This is a genomic window from Streptomyces sp. D2-8, from assembly GCF_023184515.1.
Lineage (GTDB): Bacteria > Actinomycetota > Actinomycetes > Streptomycetales > Streptomycetaceae > Streptomyces.
This window is the reverse complement of record NZ_JAAHBP010000003.1, coordinates 199742-220343: the sequence shown is the minus strand read 5'-3', so window position 1 is coordinate 220343 and position 20602 is coordinate 199742. Positions and strand designations below refer to the sequence as shown.

Sequence of the window (20602 nt, the reverse complement as noted above, 5' to 3'; positions counted from 1 at the left end):
CGGGCCGCCCGCCGCCGTTCGGATCAGTGCTTGCCGATCGGGTCCCCCTCCACGTCCGGGCCGCGGCCCGGGCCGACGCGGAACTCGAAATCGCCGTCGTACTTCTTGTGGCCTGCCATGACGGCCATTTCGACGGCCTCGGAGCCCATCTGCTCCCGCACGATCACCGGGTCGCGGCGAAGGTCACGCATGAGGGCGACACACATGAAGATCATCACGATCACGAACGGCGCCGCCGCGAGGATCGTGAGGTTCTGCAGACCTGTCAGCGCGTCGCCCTGGCCGCTGCCGACCATGAGCATGATCGCGGCCACCGCACCGGTGACCACACCCCAGAACACCACCACGAAGCGACCGGGTTCGAGGGCGCCCTTCTGCGACAGGGTGCCCATGACGATCGAGGCCGCGTCGGCGCCCGAGACGAAGAAGATGCCGACGAGGATCATCACGAGCAGGCTCGTGGCGGTGGCGATGGGGAACTGCTGGAGCACGCCGAAGAGCTGGCCCTCCGGGGTCGCCTCCTTGGCGAGCTGCCCCTCCTCCTGCATCTTCATCGCCGAGCCGCCGAAGATCGCGAACCAGATCAGGCTGACCGTGCTGGGCACGAGGATGACACCGCCGACGAACTGGCGGATCGTGCGGCCCCGGCTGATGCGGGCGATGAACATGCCGACGAACGGCGTCCAGGAGATCCACCACGCCCAGTAGAAGACCGTCCAGCTGCCCAGCCAGTCGGCGACGCCCTCGCCGCCGCTCGCCTCGGTGCGGCCGGCCAGCTGGGGCAGGTCGCCGAGGTAGGCGAAGACGGAGGTGGGCAGCAGGTCGAGGACGATGATGGTCGGGCCGACCACGAACACGAACAGGGCGAGCACCAGCGCCAGCACCATGTTGGTGTTGGACAGCCACTGGATGCCCTTCTCCACACCGGAGATCGCCGACGCGACGAAGGCCAGGGTCAGCACCGCGATGATCGTGACGAGCAGCCCGGTGCTCACCTTGTCCATCCACTTCAGCTCCTGCACACCGGAGCCGATCTGGAGCGCGCCGAGGCCGAGGGAGGCGGCGGAGCCGAAGACGGTCGCGATGATCGCGAGGATGTCGATGGCCCGGCCGATGCCGCCGTTGGCGTTCTTCTTGCCGATCAGCGGGGTGAAGACGGCGCTTATGGTCTGCCGGCGCCGCCTGCGGAAGGTGCTGTAGGCGATGGCGAGACCCACCACCGCGTAGATCGCCCACGGGTGGAGCGTCCAGTGGAACAGGGTGGTGGCCATGGCCGTCTCCATGCGTTCGCCGGAGTCAGCCGGGTTCGAGCCGGGCGGGGGCGTGCCGTAGTGCGACAGCGGCTCGCTCACGCCGTAGAACATCAGGCCGATGCCCATGCCCGCGCTGAACATCATCGCGACCCAGGACACCGTGCGGAACTCGGGTTCCTCACCCTCCGCACCGAGGTGGATACGGCCGTAGCGGCTGATCGCGAGCCAGAGGGCGAAGACGACGAAGCCGGAGGCGGCGAGCATGAACGCCCAGCCGCCGTTGTGCATCAGCCCACCGAGCATGCTGCTGGAGACGCTTTCGAGGGAGTCGGTCGCCGTCGCGCCCCAGACCACGAAGGCGAGGGTGAGCGCCGCCGTGACACCGAAGACGATGCGGTCGGTCTGCGGCCGGTCCTGACCGGGCAGGCCCGCTTCCGACCCCGGCAGCGCGGCTCCCTCCTGGGAGCCCTTGTCGCTTGGTCGTTCTTGTGTCACAGGCGGCACCTTTCATCGTAAAAGCAGGGGAGGACGTAGGTCCTCCGTAAACGCTGCTACCACGTGTGGCGGAATTTCACCCCTCTCAACATGCAGTTTCGGATGAACCTCCTGTCAGGTGGTACTCGGCCCGGTCGTCGAGCAGCAGCGGCACGAGCGCCCGCAGGGGCTGGCGCAGGGGCACGAGCACGCCCTCGGCGTCCCGGCGTACGCGCACACCGTGCAGCGCGAGTTCGTCGCCCACTTCGGCGTACTGGGCGGGGGTGAGCCGGTAGCCACAGGGCGGATTCTGGATGATTTCGGCCGGTTCGGGTGGGTCGTTGTCGGCGCCGCCGACGTACACGGGGCCGGTGGTGGCGTAGCCCGCGAGCCGGGCTTCGGCCGTCGCCGTCTCAATCCGGGCGCGGCGCTGGTCGGTGTAGCCGAACAGGCCCTTGAGAGCATCGAGTTGGGAGGTGACCCGGCGCCGGTTGTTCAGGGCCTCGTCCGCCTTCTCCGCCTCGGTGAGCGGGTCCACGCGGCTCTCGATGAGCAGCCCGACGGAGTGCTTCACACCGGACATATTGCGAAGAATGCGCTCTTGTCCGTCGCCGGCGACTTGCTTGATCGGCTCACCGGTCTCCGGGTCCGTCCAGATGCCGTAGGTGCCGGTCGAGTGGCCGGCCCGTCGGGCGGCGGGGCGGACGTACGCCTCGGACAGGGTCTGCGCCTCGTCGTGGACCGCCTCGTGGGTGTTGAGGTTGCGCGGCCACAGATCGAAGAGGTCCTTGTCGTAGTACGGGGGTGTGGCGCCGTACTCGTGCAGGTCGTAGACGACGTCGGGGCGCTGGTCGCGGATGAGGGCGGCCAGGGCGCGGCCCTCGGCGGTCTTCAGGGCGAGATGGTCGCGGTTGATGTCGACGCCGTCGCCGTTGCCGCGCGTGTTCGCGGCCCGGCCGTCCGGGTTGGCGGTGGGCACGACCAGGACCGTGGTGCGGTCCAGGAAGCGCCGGGTGCGACTGTCACGGGCGTAGGCGAGGTCGCGGACGGTGGTCAGGCAGGCCTCGCGGCCGGAGGGTTCGTCGCCGTGCTGGCTGCAGACGAGCAGCACCTTGTTGGGGCTCGGGCGGTTGCCGATCCGCACCAGCCGGAGCGGGCGGTCCTGCTGCGTCGTGCCGAAGCGGGTCACGGAGACGCGGCTGCCGGACCGGTCGACGGCTTCGAGGAAGTCCTGCTCCTCGGGCTGGGTGGTCCAGCGGGCGCCGTTCGACTGCTCGAAGCCGGTGCGCGGCGGGGAGCCGGTGGTCGTCGCCTGGGCGGGGGCGGCGACCAGGGAGGCCACGAGGGCCGCGGTGGTCAGGATCAGGGCGCGGACGCGGGTGGTGTCGCGGGTCACCGGGTTCCCTCCGGGACGCGGTGCGTGGTGCGCGGCTCCCGTACGCCGTCCAGGACCGTGGCGTCGGGGGTGGCGAACGCGGTGCCCGTGGTGGCCCGGGCGAAGGCGGTGGCTCCGCCGGCGAACGGGACGCGCGCCGAGGTGCGGGAGAGGTCGAGCGTGAGCTTCGGCCGGTCGGCGGGAGGGTCGATGAGGCCCTGGTCGGTGCCCGCGACGATCAGCGCGAGGCGGTGTCCCTCGGGCACGACGTGGTCGGTCGCCGCGAGGTCGAGGGTGATCGTGTACCGCTTGCCCGGGGTGAGCGGGGAGCCCTTGTGACCGGAGGCGTGGTTGCCGAGGTCGGCCCAACCGCGGCTGACGACCGTGTAGTCGACGTCGGCGGTCTTCGCCTTCGTCTCCTTGAAGCAGGAGCTGTCCGCGGGGGTGCTCGGGCCCCAGCAGGTGCGGTGCGTGAGAGTGGTGATGCCTTCTCCGGCGTCGGCGTAGTCGCGGACGGTGGCGGGGCCGATGTCCACGAGGACGGCGGAGAGGTGGGCCGTCGGGGTGGAGGGCGTCGCGGTGACGGTGACCTCGGAGGAGCCGGACAGGCGCAGGTCGCGGGTGAGCGGCCCGGTGACGAAGCCGGCCTTCTCCGGTGTCGGCTTGTCGATCCGGGCGGCCCAGTCGGTCTCGCTCAGCTTCGGGTCGTCGGTGAACGTCTCGGTGCCGTGCCCGCGGTGCAGACCGAGGGTGCCGACGCCGGCCTGGGTGCCCCGGTCGGGGCGCAGAGTGGCGGCCCGGGTGCCGCTCGGCGGCCAGACGCGGGAGGTGTCCCACTGGTCGGGTGCGCGTTCGATGTCGGCCATGGGCTCGCGGTCGATGCCGTTGTCGATGCCCATGAGTTCGTGGTCGAACCAGCGGTGCAGCGTCCTGACCCAAGCGCCGCGGCGGAAGTCGAAGGGGTCGACGTGGCCGGTCTGCGACAGCCAGATCTTGCGGTCGACGCCGTTCTTCGCGAGGGCGTCCCACCACTGGCCGACGTGCTTCATGCGGACGTTGAGGTCCTGCATGCCGTGGATCAGGAAGACGCTCGCCCTGACCTTCCGCGCGGCCTTCACGTAGTCGCGCTCGGTCCACAGCGGGGTCCAGTCGCCGGTGCGCGGGGCGCCGTCGACGAGCTTCTGCTGGACGGCGTCGCACTTGGCCCGGGCGTCGGGGCTGTTGACGTAGTCGGACAGCCACTCGGGGCCGGAGTCGTAGAGCGGGGCGCCCTGCTGGAAGTAGTAGTCGTACCAGGAGGAGATGGCGCTGATCGGGACGATGGTCTTCAGGCCCTTGACGCCGGTGGCGGCGACGCCGTTGGCGATGGTGCCGTCCCAGCTCTTGCCGATGATGCCGGTGCGGCCGTTGGTCCAGCCGGCCCCGGCGCGGGTGCCGCCCGTGCGGCTCGTGTAGGCCTCGGCCCGGCCGTTCAGCCAGTCGACGACGGCCTTCGCGGACTGGATGTCGGAGCGGCCGCCGACGTCGACGCAGCCGTCAGAGCGGTTGGTTCCGGCCAGGTCGACGCCGACGAAGGCGTAGCCGCGCGGGACGAAGTAGTTGTCGTAGTACAGCGGCATCTGCGCGACGTCGCCGTCTGCGTCGTACGTCTTCTTCTGGCTCTCGTTGCCGCGCCCGCAGCAGGAGTAGTACGGGCTGGCGTCCATGATGACGGGGACTTTGCGGCCCTGCCGGGCGGTTTCGCGGGGGCGGACGATGTCGACGGCGACCCGGTCGGTCTTTCCGTCGCGGTCGCCGTCGAGCCCGGTGTCCACCCAGACGGCCTCGCGGATGGCGTTGTCGTACGAGTAGACGGGTTCGCTCCCGCGCGGGGCGCCCTGTGCGGCCGCCGGGGTGAGCAGTGTGGCCAAGAGGGCGGCCGTGGCCGCCGTCGCGAGCGGTCTCCAGGTCGTGAAGCGCGTGCGTTTCGGCATGCGCCGGACGGTACATCGGTGAACTCCCGTTCAGAAGAGGGCAGCTGACGGACCGGCGTGTCCGGGACGAGCCTTCGGGGCGGGTGTCTCATGTCGGCCGAATGGCGATCGTGTGACAGCGGGGGCCATGGACATGATCAGGAGCACAGGGAGTCAATACGCTCCGGACAGACTCCGGAAGACCTCAAAACCCTACGACTTGGAGCCTTGCGTGCACCGCAGAATCATCGCGCCGGGAGCCCTGGCAGCGGCCGTTCTCCTGCTGGCGATCCCGGCGTCGGCCGCCCCCCACTCCCCCGGCGCGCCGGGTATCGGCGACCCCTACTACCCGGCCTTCGGCAACGGCGGATACGACGTCTCCCACTACGACCTCCGGCTGAAGTACCAGCCGGCCACGGACGAGCTGGAGGGCACGGCGACCCTCGTCGCCCGCACCACGCAGGACCTGTCGAGCTTCAACCTGGACTTCCTGCTGGACGTCGGAGAGGTGCGCGTCAACGGAACGAAGGCCTCGTTCCGGACCTCGGGCGAGCACGAGCTGGAGATCACGCCGAAGAGCCCGCTGGCCAAGGACACGTCCGTCACGGTCGTCGTGCGCTACCGCGGGGTGCCGTCGTCGAAGCAGGCCTACGGTTTCACCAGCTGGCACCGCACCCCGGACGGGGGCGTCGCGGCGAACGAGCCCGAGGCGGCGGCGTGGTGGTTCCCTGGCAACGACCATCCGCTCGACAAGGCGACCTACGACGTGTCCGTGCTGGTTCCGGACGGCACGCAGGCCATCTCCAACGGCACGCTCCAGTCCACGAGTTCGCGGCTCGGCTGGACCCGCTGGAACTGGCGGTCCGACAAACCGCAGACCACGTACCTCGCCACGCTCGCGGTCGGGAGGTTCGACATCACGACCGGCACGACCGAGGGCGGCATTCCGGTCCTCAACGCCTACAGCAAGGATCTCGGCGCCCATGCCGGGGCGGCGCGGGCGAGCATCGAACGGACCGGGGAGATCGCGGACTGGCTGGCCGGGTACTTCGGGCCGTACCCCTACAACGCGCTCGGCGGGTACGTGCCGAACACGAACACCGGGTACGCGCTGGAGACCCAGACCCGGCCGTTCTACAGCCCGCGGCAGTTCGCGAACGGGTCGAACGTGTCCCTCGTCGTCCATGAACTGGCCCACCAGTGGTACGGCGACGAGGTGTCGCTCAAGGGCTGGAAGGACATCTGGATCAACGAGGGCTTCGCGCGCTACGCGCAGTGGCTGTGGTCCGAGCACGAGGGCGAGGGCACGGCGCAGGAACTCGCCGACCACGTGTACGCCTCGCATCCGGCCGACGACCCGTTCTGGACGGTGAAGCCCGGGGATCCCGGACCTGACAACCAGTTCCACACGGCGGTCTACGACCGGGGGGCGCTGGCCGTGCAGGCCCTGCGCAACAAGATCGGCGACGAGGCGTTCCTCGCGATCCTCAAGGGCTGGCCGTCGAAGTACGCCCACGGCAACGCGTCGGTGGCGGACTTCCGGCGGTACGCGGAGGAGGTCTCGGGCAAGCCGCTGGCCGCACTGTTCGACACGTGGCTGTTCCAGCCGTCGAAGCCGGGGGTACCGGCGGCCCGGGCCGCGGCGGTGGCCAAGGCGTCGGGGGCCGTTCCGCAACCCAGGTCGTGGAAACGGATCGAGGCGACGAACGGGGTGCACGGGCACGGGGAGCACGGGCCGGGACGCCACTGACAGGGCTGGCCCGGGCTGGGCTTCGGATGCCGGGGGGCTGCGGGCGGCCCAGACCCCCTGTCTCCGGTCGACCCGGCCCGCTCAGCTGCGGGCGGTCGTGCCGCTGGGGCGGAACGGGTGGGCGGCGCGGCGCCCCGCTGCGCCGGGTTGCGCAACGCCCCGCCGTCGGCTCCGAGGCAACGCGCTTCCTTCCGGCCCTCGGTCTACGGTGAGCCCATGCACCGGGCGCGTCCGTCCGGCGGGTTTGTCGGGCCGACCGAGGAGCCGGACGTGCGGAACGTGACGATCGTCGAGGCACCGTCCGTGCTCGGGCTGCGCCCCACCGGTGTCGAGGACCTGCCGGCGGCGCTCCTCGGGGCCGGGTTGGCCGAGGGGCTCGGGGCGGGGCACGCGGGCCGGGTCGAGCCGCCCCCGTACGACCCGGAGCGGGACCCGGCGACGGGGATCCTGAACCCGGACGGCATCGCCGCGTACTCCGTCGCCCTGGCCGACGCCGTGGGCGAGGTCCTCGACGAGGGCCGGTTCCCCGTCGTGCTCGGCGGCGACTGCAGCGTGCTGCTCGGCAACCTGCTCGCCCTGCGCCGCCGCGACCGGCACGGTCTGCTCTTCCTGGACGGGCACACCGACTTCTACCAGCCGTCGGCGGAGCCGGCCGGCGAGGTGGCCTCCATGGAACTCGCCCTGGCAACCGGGCGCGGCCCGCGCGTGCTGGCCGACCTGGAGGGCCGGGGCCCGCTCGTGCGGGACGAGGACGTCGTCGCCCTGGGGTTCCGGGACGCGGAGGAGTCCGCGGCGTACGGGATGCAGTCGCTGCCGACCGCGCTGCACGCGCTGGAACTGGACACCGTGCGCGCCCTGGGGGCGGCCGAGTCGGCCCGGCGCGCGGTCAGGCTGCTGACCGGTGACGGCGTCGGCGCCGGTTACTGGATCCATCTCGACGTCGATGTCCTGGACGACGCGATCATGCCCGCCGTCGACTACCGCCAGCCGGACGGCCTGACCTGGCAGGAACTGGAAACCGTCCTGCGCACGGCGCTGTCGGGCGGCGGGGCGGTCGGCCTCACCGTCGCGATCTTCAACCCCCGCCTGGACCCCGACGGGAGCATCGCGCAGAGCCTCGGCGACTGCCTGGTGCGGGCCTTCGACAGCCAGGGCTGAGCCGATCGATCCGCACCGGGGTCTCGGTCCCCGTGGTCGTCCATGACGCCACCGTAGCCGCGGCCACTGACAACGGGCCGCCGCCGACTACTTCGTCAGCTGTGACAGCTCCTGGTCCGCCGTCCGCGAGACCCGGCGGCGGATGGCGAACCAGCCCGCGACCAGCATGGCCGCGATCAGCGGGATGAGCAGGAGGGTCTTGCGGCCGACCTCGTGGTCGTTCCACATCATGCCGAGGCAGGCCAGCAGGAAGGCGATCGTGGTGATCTCGGTGACCGGGCTGCCGAAGAGGCGGAAGGACGGGCGGCGGATCAGGCCCGCCTTGGCGCGGCGGACGAAGACCAGGTGGCAGACCATGATGATCACCCAGGTGCTGATGATGCCGAGCGAGGCGACGTTCAGCACGATCTCGAAGGCCTGGGCCGGCACGAGGAAGTTCAGGCCGACGCCGAGCACGCACACCGCGCAGGTCAGCAGGATGCCGCCGTAGGGGACCTGGCTGCGGTTCATGCGCGCGGTGAACTTCGGGGCGGAGCCCGCCATCGCCATGGAGCGCAGGATGCGGCCCGTGGAGTACAGGCCGGAGTTGAGGGAGGACATGGCGGCCGTCAGGACCACCAGGTTCATCACGTCGCCCGCGGCCGGGACGCCGATCTTCGACAGCACCGTGACGAAGGGGCTCTGGTCGGCCGAGTAGACCGAACCCGGCAGCAGCAGGGCCAGCAGGACGACCGAGCCGACGTAGAAGAGGCCCACGCGCCACATGATCGAGTTCACCGCGCGCGGGACGACCTTCTCCGGCTCGGCGGTCTCGCCCGCGGCGACACCGACCAGCTCCAGCGCGGCGTACGCGAAGATCACGCCCTGCATGACGAGGACGACCGGCATCATGCCGTGCGGGAAGACGCCGCCGTTGTCGGTGATGACGCTCAGGCCCGGGGTCCGGCCGCCCACCTCGTGCTGCGTGGCGAGCAGGAAGATGCCGATGAGCATGAACCCGACGAGCGTGGCGACCTTGATGATCGCGAACCAGAATTCCATCTCGCCGAAGATCTTCACCGAGATCAGGTTCACCGCCAGCACCACCGCGAGGGCGACCAGCGCGAGCACCCACTGGGGGATGTCGGTGAACAGGCTCCAGTAGTGCGTGTAGAGCGCGATCGCGGTGATGTCGGCGATGCCGGTGGTCGACCAGTTCAGGAAGTACATCCAGCCGGCGACGTACGCGCCCTTCTCGCCGAGGAACTCGCGCGCGTACGACACGAAGGAGCCCGAGGAAGGGCGGTAGAGCACGAGCTCGCCGAGGGCCCGGACCACGAAGAAGGCGAAGATGCCGCAGACCAGGTACGCGATCGCCAGCGCCGGGCCCGCGGTGTGGAGGCGGCCGCCCGCGCCGAGGAAGAGTCCGGTGCCGATCGCGCCCCCGATGGCGATCATGTTGACGTGGCGGGCCTTGAGGTCCTTGCTGTAGCCGGCGTCGCCCGCGTCCGCGGGCACTGCGGCCGCCTCGGTACGCGGCGTGGCCGCAGCCGTGTTCACGGCGTCCTTGCTCACGGGTGGTTCCACTCTCTGGATCGCCCCGGACGTCGTGGGCCCGGGGTCCGTACAGTGCAATGGCCCGCACCACCCTTGTGACGCGGCGCAGACCAAGGCAGCACCTTCCCACACCGATCCGTGCCCATTCGGTGGCCCGCGTCACAGAGCGTCACCTCTCACAAGGTCCACTACGGACACGCACAGGGGCCACCGGCCGTTCACCGCATGGTCATCAAGGGCTGCGGGTGAGGTTTCACAGCACTGGTGAGACAGCGATACTGCTGCACATGACGACCGACACCGAGGAGCCGACCCTCACGATCGACGAGCTGGCCGCCCGGGCCGGCGTCACGGTGCGCACGGTCCGCTTCTACGGCACCAGAGGGCTGCTGCCCCCGCCGGTGCTCGGTCCGCGGCGCGTGGGGCATTACGGGCGCGAGCATCTGGCCCGGCTGGCGCTGATCGAGGAGTTGCAGCAGCAGGGCATGACGCTGGCCGGCATCGAGCGCTACCTGCGGCAGCTGCCACCGGACCTGACCGCGCACGACCTCGCCATCCACCGGGCCGTGGTGGCCTCCTGGGCGCCGGAGACCGTCGAGACGGTCGGCCGTGCGGAGCTGGAGCGGCGAGCCGGACGGCCGTTGGGCGACGAGGACGTCGAGCGGCTCGTCGCGATGGGCGTGGTCCGGCCCGCGGACGGCGGGTACGAGGCCGACCTCGGTCTGCTCCGGCTCGGCGCCGGACTGCTGGACGTGCCGCTCTCCCAGGAGGCGATCGTCGCGGCGCGCAAGGTGCTCATCGAACACGCGCGCGCCGCGGCCCGGGAGCTGTCGCAGCTCTTCCGCGGCGAGGTGGCGGAGCGTGACGCACGGGACGTGCGGTCCCTGTCGGCGCACATGCACCCGCTGGTGGTGCAGGCGCTCCTCACCGCCTTTCAGCGGTCGCTGAAGGAAGAGCTGGGCGAGTGGCTCACCGGGCCTTCGGGCTCCGGCGGGTCAGGCGCGGGCTGAGTCGCTGAACCGCTCCCCCTTCTCCGCCTTCTCCACCAGCAGCGCGGGCGGGGCGAAGCGCTGCCCGTACTGCTCGGCGAGTTCACGCGCGCGTGCCACGAATCCGGGCAGGCCGCCCTCGTAGCCGTTGATGTACTGGAGCACGCCGCCGGTCCAGCCCGGGAAACCGATGCCGAAGATGGAGCCGATGTTGGCGTCGGCGACGGAGGTCAGCACGCCCTCCTCCAGCAGCCGGACGGTGTCCAGCGCCTCGGAGAACAGCATGCGCTCCTGCATGTCCCGGAACGGGATCCGATACCCCGGCTTGGTGTAGTGCTCGCGCAGTCCGGGCCAGAGTCCGGTGCGCTTGCCGTCGTCGCCGTAGTCGTAGAAACCGGCGCCGCCGCTGCGGCCGGTGCGGCCGAACTCGTCGACCATGCGGTCGATGACGGCCTCGGCGGGGTGGGCCGTCCAGGTGCCGCCCGCCTCCTCGACCGCGCGCTTCGTCTCGGCCCGGATCTTGCGGGGCAGGGTCAGCGTCAGTTCGTCCATCAGGGACAGCACCTTGGCCGGGTAGCCGGCCTGGGCGGCGGCCTGCTCGACCGAGGCGGGTTCGATGCCCTCGCCGACCATGGCGACGCCCTCGTTGATGAAGTGGCCGATGACACGGGAGGTGAAGAAGCCGCGCGAGTCATTGACGACGATCGGCGTCTTGTTGATCTGCCGGACCAGGTCGAAGGCCCGGGCCAGGGCCTCCTCGCCGGTGCGCTCGCCCTTGATGATCTCGACGAGCGGCATCTTGTCGACGGGCGAGAAGAAGTGCAGGCCGATGAAGTCGCCCTGGCGCTCCACGCCTTCGGCGAGGGCGGTGATGGGCAGGGTGGAGGTGTTGGAGCACAGCAGCGCGTCGGGCTCCACGACGTGCTGGATCTCCTGGAACACCTTGTGCTTGAGGGAGGTGTCCTCGAAGACGGCCTCGATGACGGCGTCGCAGCCGGCCAGGTCCTGGACCTCGGCGCTGGGGGTGATGCGGGCGAGCAGCGCGTCGGCCTTGTCCTGGGTCGTGCGGCCCTTGGCGACGGCCTTGGTGCACAGCTTCTCGGAGTAGTCCTTGCCCTTGAGGGCCGCCTCCAGGGACACGTCCTTCAGGACGACGTCGATGCCGGCGCGGGCGCAGGAGTAGGCGATGCCCGCGCCCATCATCCCGGCGCCGAGGACGGCTACCTTGCGGACCTTGCGGGGCTCGATGCCCTGGGGGCGGTTGGCGCCGGAGTTGACGGCCTGGAGATCGAAGAAGAAGGCCTGGATCATGTTCTTCGAGGTCTGGCCGGCCGCGAGGTCCACGAAGTAGCGGGCCTCGATGACCTGCGCGGTCTCGAAGTCGACCTGGGAGCCCTCGACGGCGGCGGCGAGGATGTTGCGCGGCGCCGGGTAGGGGGCGCCGTTGGTCTGCTTGCGCAGGCTGGCCGGGAAGGCGGGCAGGTTCGCGGCGAACTTGGGGTTGGCCGGCGTGCCGCCCGGGATCCGGTAGCCGGGCTTGTCCCAGGGCTGCTGGGACTCGGGGTTGGCGTCGATGAAGGCGCGGGCCTTGGCGAGGAGTTCCTCCTGGGTGGCGGCCACGTCGTCGACGAGGCCGTTCTCCTGGGCGCGGCGCGGGCTGTACTGGGTGCCCTGGAGGAGGACCTTCAGCAGGGCGTCGGCGATGCCCAGCAGGCGGACGGTGCGGACGACGCCGCCGCCCCCGGGGAGCAGGCCGAGGGTGACCTCGGGGCAGCCGATCTTGGAGCCGGGCGCGTCGAGGGCGACGCGGTGGTGGCAGGCGAGAGCGATCTCGTAACCGCCGCCGAGGGCCGCGCCGTTGAGCGCGGCGACGACCGGCTTGCCGAGGGTCTCGATGCGGCGCAGGTTCCGCTTGATCGCCATGCCGCCGTCGAACAGCTCCTGGGCCGTCTCGGGCGTGACGCGGATGAGGTCGCGCAGGTCGCCGCCGGCGAAGAAGGTCTTCTTGGCGGAGGTGATGATGACGCCCCGGATGGAGTCCTTCTCGGCCTCCAGGCGGTCGGTGACGGCGGCGAGCGAGTCGCGGAACGCCTGGTTCATGGTGTTCGCGGACTGGTTCGGGTCGTCGATGACGAGGGTGACGAGGCCGGTGCGGTCCTGTTCCCAGCGGATGGTGGTGGGCTCAGTGCTCATGTGGAGGTGCTCCGTGTGATCCGTCGGGAGGGGGTCAGATGCGCTCGACGATCGTGGCGACGCCCATGCCGCCGCCGACGCACAGCGTGGCGAGGCCGTAGCGCTTGTCCTGGCGCTCCAGTTCGTCGACGAGGGTGCCGAGGATCATCGCGCCGGTGGCGCCGAGGGGGTGGCCGAGCGCGATCGCGCCGCCGTTGACGTTGACCTTGTCCAGGGACAGGCCCATGTCCTTGACGAAGCGCAGCACGACCGCCGCGAACGCCTCGTTGATCTCGACGAGGTCGATGTCGTCGATGGTGAGTCCGGCCTTGGCGAGGGCCTTGCGGGTGGCGGGGGCGGGACCGGTGAGCATGATGGTGGGCTCGGAGCCGGACACGGCCGCGGAGACGATCCGCGCGCGGGGCGTGAGGCCGTAGCGCTCGCCGACCTCCTTGGAGCCGATCGCGACGAGGGATGCGCCGTCGACGATGCCGCTGGAGTTGCCCGCGTGGTGGACGTGGTCGATCTTCTCCACCCAGTGGTACTGCTGGAGCGCCACCGCGTCGAAGCCGCCGAGTTCGCCGATGTCCGCGAAGGACGGCTTGAGCTTCGCGAGGGAGTCGGCGGTGGTGCCGGGACGCGGGTGCTCGTCGTGGTCGAGGACGACGAGTCCGCCGCGGTCCTTCACGGGGACGACGGACTTCTCGAAGCGGCCCTCCTTCGTGGCGGTGGCGGCCCGCTCCTGGGAGAGGGCCGCGTACTCGTCGACGTCGCGCCGGGAGAAGCCCTCGATGGTGGCGATGAGGTCGGCGCCGATGCCCTGCGGGACGAAGTTGACGTCGAGGTTGGTCATCGGGTCGTTGAACCAGGCGCCGCCGTCGGAGGCCATCGGCACCCGGGACATGGACTCGACACCGCCCGCGAGGACGAGGTCCTCCCAGCCGGAACGCACCTTGGCGGCGGCCAGGTTGACGGCCTCCAGGCCCGAGGCACAGAAGCGGTTCTCCTGCACACCGGCCACCGTGTCGGGCAGTCCGGCGGCGATGGCGGCGGTCCGGGCGATGTCGGAGCCCTGGTCGCCGACCGGGCTGACGACGCCCAGCACGATGTCGTCGACGGCGGCCGGGTCGAGGCCGGGGAACCGGGCGCGGATCTCGTGGATGAGTCCGACGACCAGGTCGATGGGCTTGGTGCCGTGCAGGGCGCCGCCCGCCTTGCCGCGGCCGCGCGGGGTGCGGATCGCGTCGTACACGTACGCTTCGGTGCTCACGAGGAGGCCTTTCACTGAGGGTTTCGGGACGCTGGGAGGAGCCCGGGGACGTCCCAGTCCCGGGCGACGTCCGCCGTGTCGGCGCCCGGCCGGGCCGGGCCGGTGCGGACGGAGGTCGGGGTCGCGGAGAAGCGGGGGGCCGGGGCGGGCTGGGTGATGCCACCGTGGTCGGTGAAGGTGCCGCGGGCGGCCAGGTGCGGGTGGTGCGGGGCCTCGCGCAGCGACAGCACGGGCGCCACGCACGCGTCGGAGCCGTCGAAGGCGTCCGTCCACTCGTCCCTGGTACGGGTCTTGAAGCGGGCGGCGACCTGCTCGCGCAGTTCACCCCAGCGGGTGACGTCCTTGCGGGCCGCGGCCTGGTCCTCGATGCCGAGGAGGGCGAGGAACTCCGCGTAGAACTGCGGTTCCAGGGCGCCGACGGCCATGTACCGGCCGTCGGCCGTCTCGTACGTGCCGTAGTACGGGCAGCCACCGTCCAGGAGGTTGGCGCCGCGGCGGTCCTGCCAGCCGCCGGCGGCGAGCATGCCGTGGATCATCGTGGCGAGATGGGCGGTGCCGTCGACGATGGCGGCGTCGACGACCTGGCCGGTGCCGGTCGCGCGGGCGTGGTGGAGGGCGGCGAGGACACCGACGACGAGGTAGAGGGAACCGCCCGCGTAGTCGCCGAGCAGGTTGGCCGGGACCGCCGGCGGCTCGTCCGGCCGGCCGATCATGCCGAGGGTGCCGGTGGGGGCGATGTAGGCGATGTCGTGCCCGGCGCGCTGGGCGAGCGGTCCGTCCTGGCCCCAGCCGGTCATACGGCCGTAGACCAGACGCGGGTTGCGGGCGTGGCAGGCCCCGGGGCCGACACCGAGGCGCTCGGCGACACCGGGTCGGTTGCCCTCGACCAGGATGTCGGCGCGGGCCACGAGGTCGAGCACCTGGTCCGGGCCGTCCGGGGCCTTCAGGTCCACGACGACCGAGCGCTTGTTGCGGTTGGTGACGTCGCAGGCCGGGTCGATCGCGAGTCCGGGGCCGCCCGGGCGGTCCACGCGCACGACGTCGGCCCCGAGGTCGGCCAGGAGCATGGCGGCGAACGGGCCGGGCCCGATGCCGGCCAGCTCGACGACGCGCACGCCGGTGAGCGGGCCGTGTGCTGGCGTCGTTGCCGTGGTCATCCAGCCCCCATGCTGTGACACAACTGATGTAACACCAGTGATGCTAAGAACGTGTCCCACTCGACACAAGACCTGAACGAGCAAGCGCTTAGCAATCTGCCGGACGGGGTCAGCTTCCGTCCAGCTCGACTATCAGCCGCTTCGGGGCGATCACCCGGTAGCTCTCCTCCACCCAGTCGCAGAGCACCTCCGCGGCCGGGGCGCCCTGCTGCTCCAGGGGGATGCTCACCCAGCCCGCCTTGCCCAGGCCGTAGCCGGCGGGCTCTGCGCCGGGGCAGGCCAGCGCGTGCGCGTGCGCCGTCTCGTCCTTGAGCTTCACCGTCACCCCCAGGGGGTAACTGCCGTCCTGGACGCCGAGGAAGACGAACACCTTCTTGTTGACCTTCGCGACGGACTCGCCCCAGGGGAACTCCTCGGCGGCATCCGGCAGCCCCAGTGCGAACGCGCGCACTTTCTCCCACTTCTTCAGGGCATTCCTGGGCACGGCCATCGTGGTCCTCCGGGCTCGTCGTCGGGCACCGCACTCCTCACGCTAGCCTCGGCCACCGACAGCGGCACGGGCTGCACGACCGAGGGGTGTCATGAGCAGGCAAAGCAGGACGGACCGTCCGTACGACATCGTGCTCTTCGGAGCGACCAGTTTCGCCGGGGCGCTCACCGCGGAGTATCTGGCCGCCCACGCGCCCGAGGGGCTGCGCTGGGCGATCGCGGGCCGCAACGCCGAGAAGCTGGAGCGGCTGCGGGAACGGCTGCCCGCCGAGGTGGGCGTGGAGCGGGCGGACGTCTCCGACCCGGCCTCGCTGCGCGACCTCGCCGGGCACGCACGCGTGGTCGCCACGACGGTCGGCCCGTACGTGACGTACGGCGAGGAACTCGTCGCCGCCTGCGCGGACGCCGGGACCGACTACCTCGACCTGTGCGGCGAGCCGGAGTTCGTGGACCTGATGTACGTCCGGCACGACGCTCGCGCACGGGAGACCGGTGCGCGGCTGGTGCACGCCGCCGGGTTCGACTCGATCCCGCACGACCTGGGCGTGTACTTCACCGTGCGGCAGCTGCCCGAGGACGTGCCGCTGACCGTGGAGGGCTTCGTCACCGCGGACGCGGCCTTCTCGGGCGGGACCTTCGCCTCCGCGCTCAACCAGTTCGCGCGGCAGCGGGAGATGGCGGCGGCCGCGCGGGACCGGCGGCGGCACGAGCCGCGGCTGGTGGGCCGGCGGACGTCGGCGCCGGTGGGCGGTCCGCGGTTCGCCAAGGAGGTCGGCGCTTGGGCCCTGCCGATGCCGACGATCGACCCGCAGATCGTGCGGCGCTCGGCGTCGGCTCTCGACCGGTACGGGCCCGACTTCCGCTACCGGCAGTACGCGGCCGTCCGGCATCTGCCGGTGGCTGTGGGCGGGGTCGCGGCGGTCGGCGCGCTGGTCGCGGCGGCCCAGGTGCCGTCCGCGCGGCGCTGGTTGTCGGACCGGCTCAAGCCCGGGGACGGGCCGAGCCCTCAGAAGCGGGCGAAGAGCTGGTTCTCCGTGCGCTTCGTGGGCGAAGGCGGCGGCAAGCGGGTGTACACGGAGGTCTCGGGCGGCGATCCCGGCTACGACGAGACGGCCAAGATGTTCGCCGAGTCGGCGCTGTCCCTGGCCTTCGACGACCTTCCGAAGACGGCGGGACAGGTCACCACGGCGGTGGCGATGGGCGACGCGCTGATCGGCCGGCTGCGCGCGGCGGGCATCCGCTTCCGCGTCGCGTCGACCCGCTGACGGTCCTACAGCGGCCACTCGGCGATGGTGTAGATCATCCCTGCGATCCAGCCGAGCCCGGCCAGCACGGCGAGGATCAGCCCTATGGTGACGGCCCGCTCGACGGTCTGGGTCGGGCCGGCGACAGGCTTGGGGGCGCGGTGCGTTGTCATGCGCCCCAGCCTGCCGACGGGGGCGCCGGCGGGGCATCCGTACTGCTACTCAGAGGCGGTACTCAGATCCGTCCGCCCGCCCCGCCCGCCCTCTTCCCCCCGGCTTGAGACTTTCGGCGTTCCGCCCCCGGTGACCGCTCGCAAAGTGCCAACAAGGAGTTCGATGAAACCCTTGAAGGCATGAGATTCCTCCTGGAAGTTTCCCTGGACGACGCGGCGTTGGCGGAAGACCCGGCGGGCGAACTGGGCCGGATCCTGAGGTACTGGGCCGGCAATCTGCGTCACTACGCGCTCGCCCCCGGGGACGAATCGGCGATCTACGACTCGGAGTACCGCGAGGTGGGCCGCTGGCGGGTGGACGGTCAGGCCGAGTAGGTCTCCCGAAGTGCCTCGCGGCACAGCGCGTCCGCCCTGCGCGTGGTCTCCGGGAGGCGGTAGGCGGGGGTCAGCGCGAGGGTGTGCGCGCAGGCGTTGTCCAGCGTCACCCGGTGCCCGACGGAGACGAAGACCGGCTTGACGGCGTCCCGGGTGCGCAGGGCCCGGCCGACCTCCTCGGAGCCGGCGAGCAGCGGGGAGGTGCTCCCCCGCGGCGTGTCCGGGGCGTCGTGGGTGAAGGTGAACGGGTTCTTCGCGACGCCGATCGTGGGCAGGCCGGTCAGGACGCCGAGGTGGCTGGCGAGGCCGAAGCGGCGGGGGTGGGCGAGGCCGTAGCCGTCGCAGACCACCAGGCCGGGCGGGCAGGGCAGGGCGTCGAGGGCGGCGAGGACCGTGGGGATCTCGCGGAACGCCAGCAGCCCGGGCACGTAGGGGAAGGAGACCCGGCCCACGGCCGTGGCCTCGGCGACGACCGCGAGACTCGACGCGTCCAGCACGACCGCTGCCGCCGCGACCACGTCCCGTTCGTCGTCGTACGCGACGTCGACGCCCGTCACCCGGCCTGTTCGGGGCGGCGGTCCCGGTTCGCCGAGGACCACGTGGGCGCGCAGTTCGTCCTGGACGGCGCGGGCCTGTTCCTCGGTGGCGGGCCAGTCCTCGGGGATGCGTACGGTCGTCATGGTGGCCCTGAGCCTACGGCCTTCCCGGCGGCCGCTCGGGTGCCCGGGGGTAGGCTCGTGATCATGTTCGTGCTGGAGCTGACCTACACCGCCCCGCTGGAAGCCGTCGACGCCGTGCTGGAGGCGCATGTGGTGTGGCTCGACGGGCAGTACGAGCGGGGTGTCTTCCTCGCGTCCGGACGCAAGAACCCCCGCGACGGCGGGGTGATCATCGCCGTCGCGGGGGACCGTGCGCGGATCGAGGAGATCACCGCCGGGGACCCGTTCGTCACCGCGGGCGTGTGCGCGTACCGCGTCACCGAGTTCGTGGCGACGAAGACGGCACCCGCGCTGGAGGCCTACCGGGAGACCCTGTGAGGCGGGTGTCTCACTTGTCCAGCGCGCGCTGCAGCTGGCTCTTGTTCATGCTGGAACGGCCCTCCACGCCCTTGCGCTTGGCCTCCTGGTACAGCTGGTCGTAGGTGGGCCCCTGGGAGCCCTGCCCCGACCGCTGACCGCCCCGCTTGCCGGAGGACATGTCCTGGGTGGAGGTGCGGCTGGCGGTCTTCGACTCGCCGGAGCGGGCGCGTTCCTTGTTCACCGTCCGCGCGGCGATCTCCTTGGCGCGGCCGGTGCTCTCGCCCCGGTCCTTCGCGCTCTCCTTGATGTGCTCGTACTGGCGCTCCCGCTTGGAGCTCGAACCGCGTGGCATTCTCGCTCACTTCCTTTCACGATCAGTGAACGGGTACCCACACTGCCGACGATCAGGGCATGCCGCATGTTCAGTGCTCCAGGCGGGCAACCCGGCCCTTCTCGCCGGCGGCCCAGCACCCGTGGTCCGGGGTGCAGTCGACGGTGTCGTAGGAGCCCGTGCCGACGGTCCGCCAGGTCCGGCCGGCGTCCGTGGTGAGGTCGGTGCCGGTGGGTCCGACGGCCAGGGCGGCGGTGCGGCTGTGCGGGAGCCAGGCGACGCCGGAGCGGTAGGCGGGCGGGGGCGCGGCGGCCGGGCGCCAGGTGCGGCCGCCGTCGGAGGTGCGTGCGGCGGCGCGCGGTGAGGGCTGGTCGGGGCGGAAATCGCCGCCGACGGCGAGGCCTCGGGTCCGGTCGCGGAAGGCGAGCGCGAAGACGCCGCGGGCCGGGTCGCCCGCCGGGAGGGCCGTGTCGGTGGCCGCCCAGGTGAGTCCCCGGTCGGCGGAGTGCAGCACACGCGCGCGCGGCGCCCCGCCGGTGGCGAGCCAGACGTCCTTCGTCCCGGACGTCACCAGGCACTGGCCGCTCGCCGCGAATCCGGCCTCACCCTCCTGTGCGGCCGGCATGCCCCGGTCCGGCAGCACCTTCCAGGTGCGGCCGCCGTCGCCGGTCGACAGGATGCGGAACCTGCCGTCCACCGGGTCGCTCATCGCGAGGCCGTGGCGGTGGTCGAAGAAGGCGAGGCAGTCGTAGAACGCCTTGGGGTCGGTGTTGCGGAAGGACTCGGTCCAGGTCGCTCCGCCGTCGTCGGTGCGGTAGACGCGGGACGCCTCGCCCTCGCCGATGGCCAGGACCACGGCCCGGCGCGCGTCGAACGCCTCGACGTCCCGGAACTGCAACTCCCCCGCGCCCGGCGGTGAGACGTTCCGCCAGGTCGCCCCGCCGTCGGTGGTGCGCAGGACGGTGCCGCCGGTGCCGGCGACCCAGGCGGTGTTCCGGCTGACGGCGGCCAGGCCCCGGAAGCGTGCCTCCGGGGCGCCGGTGTCCTTGAGTTCCCAGTGCGGCACCCGGTGCTCCGGTTCGTGCGCCTGTGCCGGTACGGCGGTCAGGGCTGCCAGTGCCGCCGCGCAGGCCACCAGCGCGGTCGCCCTGCCCCGTGTTCGTCCCGTCCGTCGCGTGCTCCCCATGCGCCTCATGGCGGGGGAAGCTAGCCCACCGCCCGGGTGCCGTCCAGATGGCCTCGCGGGTGCTCCGGGTGGTGCGGCGGGCGCCACACGTGCCCTCGGGGGCACACGAGGAGAGTCACGTCACTCTGGTGCATGAACGCGGTGACAGAGGTCACTCGCATTTCGTGTGCACGGATTGGCTGATTCCGTCGTCTCTTCCAATGCCCGGCCTCATCCGCCCGGAAGTGTCCGTCCAGCCGTCACAAGGGAGCAAGGCGTTGTCCATCGTCATCGAGCAGCCCGTGGAGGCCCGCCTCGTCGCCGCCGCGCCGCGTATGCCGAGCATTCCCGCGACGCTGCACTACGACCGGCGTGATCCTTTCGCCGTCCGCATGACCTTCCCCGCCCCGGCCACGCTGGAGGGTGTCGAGGTCTGCTGGACCTTCTCCCGCGAGCTGCTCGCCGCCGGCCAGAAGGGCGCCGAGGGGCACGGCGACGTGCGCGTGCGGCCCTACGGCTACGACCGCACGGTCCTGGAGTTCCACGCCCCCGAGGGCACCGCCGTGGTCCACGTCCGCTCGAGCGAGATCCGCCGGTTCCTCGAGGCCACGAGCGAACTCGTGCCCGTCGGTCTGGAGCACCTCCAGCTGGATCTGGACAACGGTCTCGCCGAGCTGATGCGGGACGCGTGCTGAGCTGACGGGCCCGCTCCAGCAGCTC

The 20602-nt window shown here is 71.5% G+C and carries 19 protein-coding genes; 7 read left to right on the top strand and 12 right to left on the bottom strand.

Annotated elements, in window-relative coordinates; translation table 11 throughout:
* Nucleotides 1-23: 23 nt before the first annotated feature.
* The 3 genes from G3I77_RS07345 to G3I77_RS07335 all read right to left on the bottom strand — a co-directional run bounded on the left by G3I77_RS07345 (nt 24) and on the right by G3I77_RS07335 (nt 5075).
* Nucleotides 24-1748: a BCCT family transporter gene (locus tag G3I77_RS07345; protein WP_248501780.1), complete on the bottom strand. Its 1725-nt coding sequence runs from the start codon at nt 1746-1748 to the stop codon at nt 24-26.
* 85 nt (nt 1749-1833) lie between these two features.
* Nucleotides 1834-3123 carry a M14 family metallocarboxypeptidase gene (locus tag G3I77_RS07340; RefSeq protein ID WP_248501778.1) on the bottom strand — a complete coding sequence of 430 codons (1290 nt, stop codon included), beginning with the start codon at nt 3121-3123 and terminating at the stop codon, nt 1834-1836.
* Nucleotides 3120-5075: a Xaa-Pro dipeptidyl-peptidase gene (locus G3I77_RS07335; RefSeq protein ID WP_248501776.1), complete on the bottom strand. Its 1956-nt coding sequence runs from the start codon at nt 5073-5075 to the stop codon at nt 3120-3122. Before G3I77_RS07335 ends, G3I77_RS07340 begins: the two co-directional genes overlap by 4 nt.
* Nucleotides 5076-5286: 211 nt before the next feature.
* On the opposite strand from G3I77_RS07335, the gene G3I77_RS07330 reads away from it, so the two are divergent.
* Together G3I77_RS07330 and G3I77_RS07325 are read left to right on the top strand one after the other, a co-directional pair.
* Nucleotides 5287-6804, top strand: coding sequence for a M1 family metallopeptidase (locus tag G3I77_RS07330; protein WP_248501775.1), 1518 nt, complete (start codon nt 5287-5289; stop codon nt 6802-6804).
* Between the two features lie 270 nt (nt 6805-7074).
* Complete coding sequence (locus G3I77_RS07325) at nt 7075-7962, top strand: arginase family protein (RefSeq protein WP_248501774.1); 888 nt, start codon at nt 7075-7077, stop codon at nt 7960-7962.
* A gap of 87 nt (nt 7963-8049) precedes the next feature.
* Here the strand turns inward: G3I77_RS07325 and G3I77_RS07320 are convergent, their stop codons facing one another.
* Nucleotides 8050-9516: an amino acid permease gene (locus tag G3I77_RS07320; RefSeq protein ID WP_248501773.1), complete on the bottom strand. Its 1467-nt coding sequence runs from the start codon at nt 9514-9516 to the stop codon at nt 8050-8052.
* 269 nt (nt 9517-9785) lie between these two features.
* Between G3I77_RS07320 and G3I77_RS07315 the strand changes: the two genes are divergently transcribed.
* The gene (locus G3I77_RS07315) at nt 9786-10508 is read left to right on the top strand and encodes a MerR family transcriptional regulator (protein ID WP_248501772.1); all 723 of its coding nucleotides are present in this window, start codon (nt 9786-9788) and stop codon (nt 10506-10508) included.
* Here G3I77_RS07315 and G3I77_RS07310 read toward each other — a convergent pair.
* The 4 genes from G3I77_RS07310 to G3I77_RS07295 form a co-directional block, all read right to left on the bottom strand.
* On the bottom strand, nt 10494-12680 hold the full coding sequence (locus tag G3I77_RS07310; RefSeq protein ID WP_248501771.1) for a 3-hydroxyacyl-CoA dehydrogenase NAD-binding domain-containing protein: 2187 nt from the start codon (nt 12678-12680) through the stop codon (nt 10494-10496). The two genes, G3I77_RS07315 and G3I77_RS07310, sit on opposite strands and share 15 nt — an antisense overlap.
* 34 nt (nt 12681-12714) lie before the next feature.
* A complete protein-coding gene (locus tag G3I77_RS07305) occupies nt 12715-13929 on the bottom strand; it encodes an acetyl-CoA C-acetyltransferase (RefSeq protein WP_248501770.1) in 1215 nt (404 codons plus the stop codon).
* Between the two features lie 11 nt (nt 13930-13940).
* The gene (locus tag G3I77_RS07300; protein ID WP_248501768.1) at nt 13941-15086 is read right to left on the bottom strand and encodes a CaiB/BaiF CoA-transferase family protein; all 1146 of its coding nucleotides are present in this window, start codon (nt 15084-15086) and stop codon (nt 13941-13943) included.
* Between the two features lie 109 nt (nt 15087-15195).
* Entirely contained in the window at nt 15196-15576 is a 381-nt protein-coding gene (locus G3I77_RS07295; protein WP_248501767.1) for an MmcQ/YjbR family DNA-binding protein, read from the bottom strand.
* A 91-nt stretch (nt 15577-15667) separates the two neighbouring features.
* Here G3I77_RS07295 and G3I77_RS07290 point away from each other — a divergent pair, with 91 nt between their 5' ends.
* On the top strand, nt 15668-16840 hold the full coding sequence (locus G3I77_RS07290) for a trans-acting enoyl reductase family protein (RefSeq protein ID WP_248501766.1): 1173 nt from the start codon (nt 15668-15670) through the stop codon (nt 16838-16840).
* 5 nt (nt 16841-16845) lie between these two features.
* On the opposite strand, the gene mmpA is transcribed toward G3I77_RS07290, so the two are convergent.
* Nucleotides 16846-16992 carry a morphogenic membrane protein MmpA gene (gene mmpA / locus G3I77_RS07285; protein ID WP_010042861.1) on the bottom strand — a complete coding sequence of 49 codons (147 nt, stop codon included), beginning with the start codon at nt 16990-16992 and terminating at the stop codon, nt 16846-16848.
* A gap of 180 nt (nt 16993-17172) precedes the next feature.
* Here mmpA and G3I77_RS07280 point away from each other — a divergent pair, with 180 nt between their 5' ends.
* Nucleotides 17173-17367 carry a hypothetical protein gene (locus tag G3I77_RS07280; RefSeq protein WP_248501765.1) on the top strand — a complete coding sequence of 65 codons (195 nt, stop codon included), beginning with the start codon at nt 17173-17175 and terminating at the stop codon, nt 17365-17367.
* Here G3I77_RS07280 and G3I77_RS07275 read toward each other — a convergent pair.
* Nucleotides 17355-18047 carry an endonuclease V gene (locus G3I77_RS07275; protein ID WP_248501764.1) on the bottom strand — a complete coding sequence of 231 codons (693 nt, stop codon included), beginning with the start codon at nt 18045-18047 and terminating at the stop codon, nt 17355-17357. The genes G3I77_RS07280 and G3I77_RS07275 overlap by 13 nt on opposite strands.
* A gap of 63 nt (nt 18048-18110) precedes the next feature.
* On the opposite strand from G3I77_RS07275, the gene G3I77_RS07270 reads away from it, so the two are divergent.
* On the top strand, nt 18111-18404 hold the full coding sequence (locus G3I77_RS07270) for a YciI family protein (protein WP_248501763.1): 294 nt from the start codon (nt 18111-18113) through the stop codon (nt 18402-18404).
* A gap of 10 nt (nt 18405-18414) precedes the next feature.
* On the opposite strand, the gene G3I77_RS07265 is transcribed toward G3I77_RS07270, so the two are convergent.
* Together G3I77_RS07265 and G3I77_RS07260 are read right to left on the bottom strand one after the other, a co-directional pair.
* Complete coding sequence (locus G3I77_RS07265; protein WP_248501762.1) at nt 18415-18738, bottom strand: plasmid stabilization protein; 324 nt, start codon at nt 18736-18738, stop codon at nt 18415-18417.
* Between the two features lie 70 nt (nt 18739-18808).
* Nucleotides 18809-19903, bottom strand: a complete 1095-nt coding sequence (locus tag G3I77_RS07260) for an oxidoreductase (protein WP_248501761.1) — start codon at nt 19901-19903, stop codon at nt 18809-18811.
* Between the two features lie 257 nt (nt 19904-20160).
* On the opposite strand from G3I77_RS07260, the gene G3I77_RS07255 reads away from it, so the two are divergent.
* Nucleotides 20161-20577: an SsgA family sporulation/cell division regulator gene (locus tag G3I77_RS07255; RefSeq protein WP_248501760.1), complete on the top strand. Its 417-nt coding sequence runs from the start codon at nt 20161-20163 to the stop codon at nt 20575-20577.
* Nucleotides 20578-20602 lie beyond the last annotated feature (25 nt).